An 11,586-nucleotide genomic window follows, 5' to 3' on the forward strand; every position below is an offset into this window, starting at 1 on the left:
GTTTGTGGCCGTTAGACGAGTCCAGTCAGATCACCCCTGGAAGTTACGCCGAGCTTCGTAAAGACCTGGTACAAATGGCCTTCAACGGTCCGGACTGATACACCCATTTCCAGGGCGATATCACGGTTTGAGGCTCCCCGGCCGGCGAGCCGGGCGATTTGGCGCTCCCGTGCGGTGAGCAGCGGACTGCCGCTGCTGGGCACGATGGGAAGATTTGCCACAGTTGCCGCCAGGATGTCCAGCCTGGCCTGGGCGGTCCGGGCTGAAACCGCGTCGCCGTCCTGCCGCGCGAAGTCCACGGCCAATGCCATGCAGCGCGCCTCTACCGCGTCCAGTTCGAGCGTGGCCGCCAGTTCGCCCGCTGTGAGGAGGGTTTTGGCATCCTTGGTCCTGCTGCCCGCGGCGATGAGCCGGGAGACCTCTGCCAAGGGGCCTTGCCGGTGCCCGGCGATGTCTTCCAGGAGGCGGAAGTCCGCGTCGCTGCCGTTGACAGTGGCAGCGAGCAGGCTGATGCCTGCCATGGTGTAAACCCCTGCTTTAGCGTTCCGCTGGGCTGACTGCTTCAGCCCGGCAACGGATTCGGAATCCCCCAGCCAACGTCCGGCAACCTGGGCGCAGAACTCAATGATGTTTTCGGCGGAAAAACTGGATTTACCAGGAGTCCTTTGGAGTTTGCCGAGATACTTGCGTGCCTGGGGCGCGTTGCCCGTCTGGGCGTATGCCAAGGCCGTTGCGGCATACGCCGAGCGAAGGGCGCTCTGGCCCGGCTGGAGCTCCAGCTGGGCCACAGCCGAAATCAAGGGGTCCAGGGCAGCGCCGCCACGGCCGGAATAGACATAGGCCAGCCCGGCGGCAAGTTCGGACGCGGCGCTCCGGTAAGGCATGCGGTCTGATTCCCCGTCAATGTGCGGTCCCACCAGGTCGATACACCGCCGCCATTGCCCGGCGGTCAGCAGTACCACGAAGGCCTCCCGGGTGTACTGCTCGCGCAGGCCCACCACGTGCGATGCGTCCGAAATTTGTCCGCCAAGCCGCCGCATCAGGCTCAACGCGTCCATTTCCCGCCCCGTCAAGGACAGTGCGGTCATCAGGATGATGGAAGCCTGCATCCGGTAGGAGGTGTCCGGATTGAGTGCGGGATCGGCTGCTGCCTTGAGCTCCGGAATCATTGCAGCGTAATCACCGGCGAACGCCCGGTACTCGAACCCGCTCAGTGCTACCCGATGAGCGGCGGCGACAGCCGGGTGCGGCCATGCGGCCTGGCCCCGGGCCGCATCCAGCTTTTGCCGGGCCTCGGCAAGAAGGGCCGGGACCTTCTCTGCGTGCTCCGGCAGCCACAGCATCACCCGGGCCTTGGCCGCAATGACGTGTGCGTACTCTTCGACTCCCACGCTGTCCAGTTCGGGCTGCGAGATGTCATCCAGGGCAGCCAGGGCCTGGACGGGCAGGTCCAGCTGAAGGTATGCGGCGGCCTTTTGCCGCTGGGCCGGCACCCACTCCGGGTCTGTCCTCTTGAGCATCTCCGCGTAGGCCAGGGCGAAGCGGGGGTCAAAAAGCTGAACCGCGGCTTCGGCCGCGGCGAGGGCCATTGCGGGGCTGAGGTCGGCCTCGCACTCATGGGTCCAGGCGGCGAAAGCCATCAGCTCATCGACAGTCATCCCGGCCGGCTCCGGTTCCGTCCCGCTGAGGAGCACACTCCGCAGCTCCCGCCGGCGGGCAATGCTTAACCAAGAGCGCACTACATCGCCGATGTATTTCTCCCGCAGCGACACCCAGCGGTGGTCGGAGTCGTCGATCTCCAGCAGGCCCCCGTCCTCCATATCCGCCACGATGTCGGCACTGTAGATGGCAGTGAGCCCGGAGAGTTCCACCCGCCGGGCGCAGGAGAGCATTTCGATGACTTCCCGGGTTTCCGGCGTTTCCCTGGACCAGCGGGAGCGGACAATATCGTCAAGGCTGGCGGCGCCGTCGAGCACCACTTTGTCACGGAGGGTCCAGACGGAGTCGGACAGGACGAGGTTTCCCGAGAGCTTCTGCTCGGTTACCAGGGCCTTCAGCAGCAGGGGGTTGCCGCCCACAATGTTGTGGTAGGTGTTGACCAGAGAGGCCGAGACCCGGTGGCCCAGCAGGGACAGCAGCACCTGGCGGGTTTGCAGCTCATTGAGGTTGCTGAGCCGGACCTCGGTCAGGCGCCTGTCTGTGAGCAGCCAGTGGAAGTCGGCGGGAAGATCGCTGATCTTTGGTGCGACCGCAATGATCTTGGCGGTGCCGGTCAGGAGCACGTTCAGGAGCACCCCGGCGCTCATGTCGTCGATGGTTCCGGATGTATCAAGGGTAAGGACGCAGGGCCGTCCGGCGGCATCGCTCCGGATCAGCGAAGTGATGCCCCGCAGGATGGCCGTGGGCGAACCCATGTAGGCCTGTGGAAGGCGGGCCAGCAGGAAGGAGAGGCATCCGTAGGGCGTGTTGGCGCCGGCGGGGCCGCTGCGCAGTTGAAGCGACCAGGCATCGGGGCCAAGATCGGCCACGGCAGCCCGGGCAAGTGATGACTTCCCCACCCCGCGGCCGCCGGTGATAATGACGCCCAGGGAATCTTCGGAAGTCAGCGCGGCACGCACGGCTTCGAGGTTTGCGCTGCGGGCAGGGGCAGACCACCGTTGCCCCCCTGGTGTGCCGGAGGGTTCGGTTTGCAGCCCTGCGCCCTGAGGTGTTGCCCCACGTCCCCAGCTAAGCGGCTCAATTGACATGAACTTATCCCCTACGTCCCCTGGTGGCGGGATGTAGCCCCATTGCTCCCCCGCCTTGCAGACAGAGTACCTCGTCGCGCAGACAAGGAAACAGATTCGGGCGACTTTAAGTTTTTATGTTGCTATCGCTCAGACTTCGCAGGATGGAACTTCTGCTGTGCCGCCAGCAGCCCGTCCCGCAACAACAGCTCCGCTGCATCGGCCGCCTCATCCAGCAGGAAAGGCAACTCCTTGAGCTCGGCAGTACCGAAATCACGCAGCACGAAGTCTGCGGTGTCCATCCGGCCCGGCGGCCGGCCAACCCCCACCCGGACGCGGAGGTAGTCCTTGGTGCCGAGCGCCTTGGAAATGTCCCGCAGCCCGTTGTGGCCGCCTTCTCCCCCGCCCAGCTTGAGCTTCACTGTGTTGAAGGGGATGTCGATTTCATCGTGTAAGGCGACCACGTGGTCCGGTGCGATGCCGTAGAAGTTGGCCACTGCCGAGACCGGCCCGCCGGAGACGTTCATGTAGCTCATGGGTTTGGCCAGCACCACCCGGGGCCCACCGATACCAAGCCGCCCTTCGACCACCTGGGCACGCGCCTTGTGTGTCTTGAACCCCGATCCCATCCGGGCTGCGAGTTCATCAAGCACCATCTGGCCGACGTTATGCCTGTTGCCTTGGTACTGCGGTCCGGGGTTGCCGAGGCCGACAATCAGCCAGGTGTCAGTCATGAATCAATCCTAAGGTGGGCGGTTTCCGGTCGCGGCGCGGCTGGGGGCCGCACACATGCCAGTGGCCGGACCCCCATGAGGATCCGGCCACTGGCACAAGGTGAAGCGAAATTACTCGGCTGCAGCCTCGGAGGCGGTGCCGGCAGCTTCTTCAGCGCCTTCTTCGCCGGCTTCAGTGGCCTCGGAGATGTTCACCACGAGTGCGTCAGCGTCAGCGAGCAGGACAGCACCCTTGGGCAGGACCAGGTCCGAAGCGTGGATGTGCTGGCCGGCGGTGCGGCCTTCGATGTCAACCTCGACGGCGGTAGGCAGGTGGGTTGCCTCGGCTTCGAGCGAGATGACAGTCAGTTCCTGGTTGAAGACGTTGCCGGGGGCAACTTCACCAACAACGTGAACGGGGATGTCAACGGTGACCTTTTCGCCCTGGCGGACGGTCAGCAGGTCGATGTGCTCGATGATCTGCTTGATGGGGTCGCGCTGGACATCCTTCACCAGGGCCAGGTGGCCTTCGCCGTTGATGTCCAGGGACAGCAGGGCGTTGGCGGTACGGACGGCCAGGGTGGTTGCCTTGGCGGGGAGGGTGATGTGGATGGGCTCTGCGCCGTGGCCGTAGATAACGGCAGGGATCTGGTTGGCCATCCGGGCGCGGCGGGCGAAGCCCTTGCCGAATTCGGTGCGTACTTCTGCTGCGAGCTTCTGCTCAGACATGGACATCTCCTTGAAGACTAAACGGTGTTCAGCAAGGGCGGAGGTCTGTTGCGACCTTCAACGCCGGGCGGCCGATGCCGGACCCACTTCGAAGGGAGATTCAGACCCAGTCGATAACGGAGACTGCAATCCGGTGCCCGCAGCCGCGGTAACCGGCGCTCTCCCTCGCCAAGGTATCGCTAAGAATCCTACCAGCGCCGGACCCGATTCCTGAAAACGGCTGCGGTGGTTGAGCCTGGGCCCACGCCCGCAGGGTTCCCTGGCCGAGCTAGCGAGGCCAGGGTGCGGGTGGGGAGCGAAACCCGTCAGGAGGTTTCGACAGGCTCCACCACCGGACTTGGCAGGCAACTGCCGGACTCCTCAGGCCTTGCCGTCGAACAGGCTGGTGACGGAGCCGTCGTCGAACACTTCCCGGACGGCGCGTGCGATCAGCGGGGCGATGGACAGCACGGTCAGCTGCGGGAAGCGCTGATTGGCCGAAAGCGGGAGGGTGTTGGTGACCACTACTTCACGGGCGCCGGACTCCGAGAGGCGCTGGGCGGCCGGCTCGGAGAAGACCGCGTGCGTAGCTGCGATGATGACGTCCTTGGCCCCTGCGTTCATCAGCACATTGACGGCGCCGGAAATGGTTCCGCCGGTATCGATCATGTCGTCGATCAGGACACAGGTGCGGCCCTCGATCTGGCCCACAACGGTTTTGGAAACTGCCTGGTTTGGAACGGTCAGGTCCCTGCTCTTGTGCACGAACGCCAGCGGGGCGCCGCCGAGGCGTTCGGCCCACTGCTCCGCGACGCGGACGCGGCCGGTGTCCGGCGAGACCACCGTGATGTTTTCGGCGTCCACGCGGGTCCGGATGTAATCGGCCAGCAGCGGGATGGCCATCAGGTGATCCACGGGGCCGTCAAAGAAGCCCTGGATCTGGGACGTGTGCAGGTCCACGCTCATGATGCGGTCGGCACCGGCAGTCTTGTAGAGGTCTGCCACCAGGCGGGCCGAGATGGGCTCGCGGCCGCGGCCCTTCTTGTCCTGCCGAGCGTACGGGTAGAAGGGGGAAACAACGGTGATGCGCTTGGCGGAGGCACGCTTCAGCGAGTCGATCATGATCAGCTGTTCCATCAGCCAGTTGTTCAGCGGGGCCGGGTGCGCCTGGATGACGAAGGCATCCGTGCCGCGCACACTTTCGCCGGCACGGACGTAGATCTCACCGTTGGCGAAGTCGTAGGCGTCCACCGGCAGCAGTTCAGTGCCAAGCTCCTTGGCGATCTCCCGGGCCAGCTCGGGGTGGGCACGGCCGGTGGCCAGCACCAGCTTCTTTTCGCCGCGCGCCGTAATTTCGCTCATTATTGCTTGCCCTCTTCTGTAGATGCCGGGGTACTTGAGGAATTGGTGGTGGCTGCCTGGGCCAGTTCGGCGGAGCGGGTTCCGGGGCGGTTGGCCTGGACCCAGCCCTCCGTGTTGCGCTGTGCCGCTACCGTCACGGCGAGCGCACCCGCCGGAACGTCCTTGCGGATCACCGCGCCGGCGCCGCTGTAGGCACCGTCCCCCACGGTGACCGGGGCAACGAACACTGTATTGGAGCCGGTCCTGACGCCTGAGCCGATGACCGTGCGGTGCTTCTTCTCGCCGTCGTAATTAGCCGTGATGTTTCCGCAACCGATGTTGGTGTCCTCGCCGATCTCGGCGTCACCGGCGTAACCAAGGTGGGACAGCTTCGAACCACGTCCGATGCGGACGTTTTTGGTCTCGTAGAACGCGCCGATCTTGCCGCTTTCACCCAGGACGGTGCCGGGGCGGAGGTAGGTGAAGGGGCCGACGGCGGCATCCGGGCCGATGAAGGCGCCGGAACCATGGGTGCGGACCACCTTGGCGCCTTCACCGATGGTCACGTCGGTCAGGGTGGTATCGGGGCCCACGACGGCGTCCCGCGCCACGCTCGTGGCGCCGTGCAGCTGCGTGTTGGGCAGGATCCGGACGTCCTCGTCGAGGGTCACGGACGCATCGATCCAGGTTGTGGACGGGTCCACCACGGTGACGCCGGCACGCATCCAGGCTTCCACGATCCGGCGGTTGAGTTCAGCGCCGAGGGCGGCCAGCTGGACGCGGTCGTTCGCGCCCTCCACCTGCCAGCGGTCGGCAGTGACGACGGCGGCCACGCGGCCGCCTGCCCGCCGCGCCAGGGCGAGCACGTCGGTGAGGTACTTCTCGCCCTGCGAGTTGTCGGTGGTGACGTGGGCCAGCGCGTCGCGGAGGACGGCGGCGTCGAAGGCGTAGATGCCGGAGTTGACTTCACGGATGAGGCGCTCGGCGTCGGAGGCGTCCTTGTGTTCGCGGATGCCGGTCACGGTGCCGTCGTCACCGCGGAGGATCCGGCCGTATCCGCTGGCGTCGTCCAGGACCGCCGTGAGGACGGTGACTGCGTTGGCGTCGCGTTCGTGGGTGGCCACGAGCTCGGCCAGCAGGCCGCCGGACAGGAGCGGCACGTCGCCGTAGGTCACCACAACGGTTCCGGTGAGGTTCTGCTCCGCGTCGAGGGCCTGCAGGGCCACCTCCACTGCACGCCCGGTGCCTGGGATGTCGTCCTGGTCCACAATCACCGCGGCCGGATCGACGTCGGCGAGGTGGCGTGCCACCAGGTCGCGTTCGTGGCGGACCACCACGGCGAGCTGGCGGGGGTTGATGCTGCGGGCGGCCAGGAGGGCGTGGCCCACCATGGACCTGCCGCCGATCTCATGCAGGATCTTGGGGGTACGCGATTTCATCCGGGTACCGGCGCCTGCCGCCAGAACGATGACTGCGGCCGGGCCGGTTTTCTCGGGGATCACGTACGGGCTCTCCTTGCTTTGGTTTCGCTGGCACTTACGGTGCCCGCCCGGCTCCAGGCCGGCGGGGCACCGATTGTCATGCTACTGAACGCTCCTGGCACAGCAGTTCCGCCCATAGGATTCGAACCTATACTCCACGGCTCCAAAGGCCGGGGTGCTGCCATTACACCAGAGCGGACCGTGCCGACGGCGTAAGCCCCGGGCACAAGTCCCTATTTTGCCACGGGTTCGGGGCGCCGCGCGACACGGGGCTTTGCCCCCAGGCTGCTCCCCCGTTCCCGGGCCGTTCCTCTGCCTTCCGCCGGCTGCAATTGCGCCGAAACAGGTAGGGCACGCATAGGTGACGCTTCGGTCGCGGAACGACCTCCACGCCACGATGGGCCGCGATGCGCTCCTACGCGAAGGCCCCCCGCACCGCTCTTGCCGAGCGTTCCGTTTGGGGAACTTCGAACGAAACCAACTGCCGACGGTCATGATCGGGCGTCTTCCGCCGCCGTGCAATAGCCGGCATCTACATTCGGGCGCTCTCCACGAGTACCCCCTGCCGAACGTTCCGCACGGGTTGCCTCAGGCTCCACGACGTGAGGCAACATTCCTCGCCGGAGGCGGTCCTTCGGAATGCAGCGCATCGCGGCGCATCGGGCACCGGAGGTCGCTCAGCGACCGCAGGTGCCCCTATGCGTCGAAGCGTCGTCCCGAGGGCCCCGACGCGAGCTTGCGAGCGTCGGGAAGGGACCTACGCGCTAAGCGACGGCGAAGGGCCGGCTGCGGCACCCAAGCCGCGACTCAGGCCGCACTCAAAGAGGGCTACTCGCCGAGGACTTCGGAGGCCTCGAGCCATTCGAGTTCGAGGGTGTCCTTTTCGTCGGCCAGGTCCTTGAGCTGCTTGTTTTGTCCGGCGAGCGCGTCGAAGTCGGATTTCTCCGTGCTCTTGACCATGTCGTCGTGGAGTTTCTTCTCCTGCTGATCGAGCTTCTTGAGCTGGCGTTCGATGCGGTTCTTGGCCTTGCGGGCATCCCGCTTCTCGGCCTCCGAAGGGCCGGCGGGAGCCGCGGCTGCGCCGCTGGAGCCGCCACTGGTGACGGGGTTGCCGCCGCCCGTGATGGTTGATCCGGCCAGGGCGGACTCGCGCAGTTCCAGGTACTGGTCCACGCCGCCGGGCAGGCCGCGGATCTTGCCGTCGCCGAGCAGTGCCATCTGGTGGTCGGTGACGCGCTCCAGGAGGTACCGGTCGTGGCTGACTACCACCAGCGTGCCGGGCCAGCCGTCCAGCACATCCTCCACGGCTGCGAGGGTATCGGTGTCCAGGTCATTGGTGGGCTCGTCGAGCATCAGCACGTTGGGCTCCCCCACCAGCAGCCGAAGCAGCTGGAGGCGGCGGCGCTCACCACCGGACAGATCCCTGACCGGGGTCCACTGCTTTTCGTTGGTGAACCCCAGCTGCTCCACCAGCTGGCCGGCGCTGAATTCCTTGCCGCCCACGTTAAAGGACCGCTTTTCCCGCTCGATGACCTCGATGACGCGCAGGTCGGAGACGTCGTCGAGCTCCTTGACTTCCTGCGTGAGGACAGCGGTGACCACCGTTTTGCCGCGCTTGACCTTGCCGGCGTCGGGAGTGATTTCACCATTGAGGAGCTTCAGGAGCGTGGTCTTGCCGGCGCCGTTGACGCCCACCAGCCCCAGCCGCTCGCCAGGGGCCAGGCGGAGGGTGATGTTGTCGAAGAGCTTCCGGCCGTCGTCGCTGCCCTGGAAGTCCAGGGAAACGTTCTCAAGGTCCAGTACGTCCTTGCCCTGGCGGGCCGTGGCCATCTTGCTCAGCGCCATGGAATCCCGGGGTTCGGGAACGTCGGCGATGAGGGCGTTGGCTGCCTCGATCCGGAACTTCGGCTTTGCGGTCCGGGCGGGGGCGCCGCGTCGCAGCCAGGCCAGTTCCTTTTTGACCAGCTGCTGGCGCTTGCCCTCAACCACCGAGGCCATCCGGTCCCGTTCAGCGCGTGCCAGCACGTAGGCGGCGTAACCGCCTTCGAAGGGATCCACGATTCCATCGTGGACTTCCCAGGTTTTGTTGCAGACTTCATCAAGGAACCAGCGGTCGTGGGTGACCACCAGGAAGGCGCCCTGGTTGGCACGCCAGCGGGTTTTCAGGTGCCGGGACAGCCAGGCCACGCCCTCCACGTCCAGGTGGTTGGTGGGCTCGTCCAGCATGATGACGTCGTGGTCCTCAATCAGGAGCTTGGCCAGTGCCACACGCCGCTTCTGCCCGCCGGACAGGGCGTGCACGTTGGCGTGCCAGTCCACGTCGGACACCAGCCCGCCCATAATCTCGCGGATCTGCGGGTTCCGCGCCCATTCGTAATCCGCCTGGTCCCCCACGATTGCGGCACCCACCGTCAGGTCGCCGTCGAGCACGTCGCTTTGGTCCAGGTACCCGACATTGACGTCGCCGCGCTTGGTGACCCTGCCGGAGTCGGGGGTGGAACGCAGCGCCAGCAGGCGCATCAGCGTGGACTTACCGTCGCCGTTCCGGCCCACCATGCCAATCCGGTCACCCTCCTCAAGCCCGAGGGTAATGCCGTCCAGGACGGTGCGGGTTGCATAGGAGACGGTGAGGTTTTCGCCGCCAAGAAGGTGTGCCAAAGGGAACTGCTTTCTGCTGCTGGGAAATATACGTCTTAAAGGAGGGTGTCGGAGATGATGCGTGCCCCGGGCACGGGGCCGTGCACAGCGAGGGCCGTCAAGCCGTAGCGCCGCATCTTCTCCGCCAGGCCTTCTGCGGCAACGGCATCATCGGCCAACAGTGCGACAGTGGGGCCGGAGCCTGAGACGATCCCTGCAACGGCACCATGGGATTCACCGATTCCCAGAGTATCGCGCAATGAAGGTGCCAGCTCGATGGCTGCCCGCTGGAGGTCGTTGACCAGGACGCGGCTCAGCGCTTCCGCCTCCCCGCCGCGGAGGGCGGTGAGGATTTGCGGGTCCACGCCGGTGGGCTCGGCACCTTCGATGCCTTCCGCGGCCCGCAACCTGTCCAATGTCCTGTACACCTCGGGGGTGGGGAGTCCGTAGTCGGCCGTGACCAGGACCCAGTCCGTCTGCGCCTTGGCCAGGGCCGGGGAAAGTTCGTCGCCCAGCCCGAGGCCGACGGCGGTCCCGCCCAGCAGGGAGAAGGGGACGTCGGCGCCCAGCTCCGCAGCCAGGTGGGCCAGCTCCTCGCGGGAGAGCCCGCTGTTCCAGAGTGCGTCGCAGGCCAGCAGGGTTGCCGCGGCGTCCGCTGAGCCGCCACCCATGCCGCCTGCCACGGGTACGCGTTTGGTGATCTCCAGGTGGACGCCTGTTGTGCGCTCGGAGACGTCCGCCATGATGGCTGCCGCCTTGTACGCCAGGTTGTCCTCGTCCAAGGGGATATCGACGGCGTCCAGGTCCAGGGTGCTGTCCGGGCTGAGGCTGACGGTGATCCCCGGTGTTTCGGTGCTGGTGGCCGCCACCTCCTCGTACAGGGACACGGCGAGGTAGACGCTGGCCACCGAATGGTAGCCATCAGGCCGGAGCGGGCCGACGTCGAGGGAAACGTTGATCTTGCCCGGCGCCTTTGCCCGGACGCTCCTGGCGGCGAACCGTCCCGGGAGGGCGTTCACGGGCGGGCCTCGCGGGCTTCGGCGATCCTCGCGAAGGCCGTAATGTCGATCACTTCGCCACGGGCTGTGGGGTCGACGCCGGCAGCCACCAGGCAGCGTTCCGCCTCCGGGGCGCTGCCTGCCCAGCCGGCAAGGGCTGCGCGCAGGGTTTTGCGGCGCTGCGCGAAGGCGGCGTCCACCACGGCGAAGACCTGCTCGCGGGTGGCGGTGGTGGCTGGCGGCTCATGGCGGGTGAAGGACACCAGCCCGGAGTGGATCTTGGGTGCCGGCCAGAAGACGTTCATGCCGATGACGCCGGCTTTGCGCATCCTGCTGTACCAGGCGGCCTTCACCGAGGGCACGCCATAGGTTTTGGATCCGGGAGGTGCGGCGAGCCGGTCAGCTACCTCGTCCTGGACCATCACCAGTCCGTGTTGGAGGCTGGGGAAATGCTGCAGGAGGTGCAGTACAACTGGCACGGCCACGTTGTAGGGCAGGTTGGCCACCAACGCGGTGGGCCGCACGGGGAGTTCCGTGACCTTCATGGCGTCCGCCTGGACCAGGTGGAAGCTTCCGACGGCGGCGGGGCGCCATTCCTTGACGGTTTCCGGGAGCTTCGCGGCCAGTACTGGGTCGATCTCCACTGCCACCACGCCGGCGGCTGCGTCCAGCAGACCGAGGGTAAGCGACCCGAGGCCGGGGCCCACTTCCAGCACTGTTTCGTCCGGTCCAATACCGGCCGCGGCCACGATCCTGCGGATGGTGTTGCCGTCGATCACGAAGTTCTGGCCCAGGGTCTTGGTGGGGCGGATACCGATCTCTTCCGCCAGCCGGCGTATGTCGGAGGCACCAAACAGCGGTGCGGGCGCGGCGGGGATGGGTTCAGTCACCTAGGTATCCTATCCCGCATGCCGGCCCCGCCCTGCCGGACAATAGGGCGATTAAATGCAGCGGCCGGGCCCGGAAGATCCGGGCCCGGCCG

Annotated in this window: 8 protein-coding genes and 1 tRNA gene; all 9 read right to left on the bottom strand. The window is 66.3% G+C overall.

The window, feature by feature from the left end; genetic code table 11:
- Window positions 1-11 precede the first annotated feature (11 nt).
- Window positions 12-2,747, bottom strand: a complete 2,736-nt coding sequence (locus tag QF047_RS14140) for a LuxR C-terminal-related transcriptional regulator (protein ID WP_307278178.1) — start codon at window positions 2,745-2,747, stop codon at window positions 12-14.
- 122 nt (window positions 2,748-2,869) lie between these two features.
- Complete coding sequence (gene pth, locus QF047_RS14145; RefSeq protein WP_307278182.1) at window positions 2,870-3,460, bottom strand: aminoacyl-tRNA hydrolase; 591 nt, start codon at window positions 3,458-3,460, stop codon at window positions 2,870-2,872.
- A gap of 111 nt (window positions 3,461-3,571) precedes the next feature.
- A complete protein-coding gene (locus QF047_RS14150; protein WP_306638724.1) occupies window positions 3,572-4,168 on the bottom strand; it encodes a 50S ribosomal protein L25/general stress protein Ctc in 597 nt (198 codons plus the stop codon).
- A 360-nt stretch (window positions 4,169-4,528) separates the two neighbouring features.
- On the bottom strand, window positions 4,529-5,509 hold the full coding sequence (locus QF047_RS14155) for a ribose-phosphate diphosphokinase (protein WP_306638723.1): 981 nt from the start codon (window positions 5,507-5,509) through the stop codon (window positions 4,529-4,531).
- Window positions 5,509-6,990, bottom strand: coding sequence for a bifunctional UDP-N-acetylglucosamine diphosphorylase/glucosamine-1-phosphate N-acetyltransferase GlmU (gene glmU / locus QF047_RS14160; protein ID WP_307278188.1), 1,482 nt, complete (start codon window positions 6,988-6,990; stop codon window positions 5,509-5,511). The genes QF047_RS14155 and glmU overlap by 1 nt, the downstream gene beginning before the upstream one ends.
- A gap of 106 nt (window positions 6,991-7,096) precedes the next feature.
- Window positions 7,097-7,168: transfer RNA gene (locus QF047_RS14165), tRNA-Gln, on the bottom strand.
- Between the two features lie 629 nt (window positions 7,169-7,797).
- Window positions 7,798-9,627, bottom strand: coding sequence for an ABC-F family ATP-binding cassette domain-containing protein (locus QF047_RS14170; protein ID WP_306638721.1), 1,830 nt, complete (start codon window positions 9,625-9,627; stop codon window positions 7,798-7,800).
- Between the two features lie 35 nt (window positions 9,628-9,662).
- Complete coding sequence (locus QF047_RS14175; protein ID WP_306638720.1) at window positions 9,663-10,625, bottom strand: 4-(cytidine 5'-diphospho)-2-C-methyl-D-erythritol kinase; 963 nt, start codon at window positions 10,623-10,625, stop codon at window positions 9,663-9,665.
- Complete coding sequence (rsmA, locus tag QF047_RS14180) at window positions 10,622-11,494, bottom strand: 16S rRNA (adenine(1518)-N(6)/adenine(1519)-N(6))-dimethyltransferase RsmA (RefSeq protein WP_307278194.1); 873 nt, start codon at window positions 11,492-11,494, stop codon at window positions 10,622-10,624. The genes QF047_RS14175 and rsmA overlap by 4 nt, the downstream gene beginning before the upstream one ends.
- Window positions 11,495-11,586: the final 92 nt, after the last annotated feature.

The sequence above is a fragment of the Arthrobacter sp. W4I7 genome (assembly GCF_030816215.1).
GTDB lineage: Bacteria > Actinomycetota > Actinomycetes > Actinomycetales > Micrococcaceae > Arthrobacter > Arthrobacter siccitolerans_A.

Excerpts from the sequence above, each read along its gene's own strand:
- QF047_RS14140 (WP_307278178.1), bottom strand. The coding sequence starts at position 2,747 with ATGTCAATTGAGCCGCTTAGCTGGGGACGTGGGGCAACACCTCAGGGC.
- pth (WP_307278182.1), bottom strand. The coding sequence starts at position 3,460 with ATGACTGACACCTGGCTGATTGTCGGCCTCGGCAACCCCGGACCGCAG.
- QF047_RS14150 (WP_306638724.1), bottom strand. The coding sequence starts at position 4,168 with ATGTCTGAGCAGAAGCTCGCAGCAGAAGTACGCACCGAATTCGGCAAG.
- QF047_RS14155 (WP_306638723.1), bottom strand. The coding sequence starts at position 5,509 with ATGAGCGAAATTACGGCGCGCGGCGAAAAGAAGCTGGTGCTGGCCACC.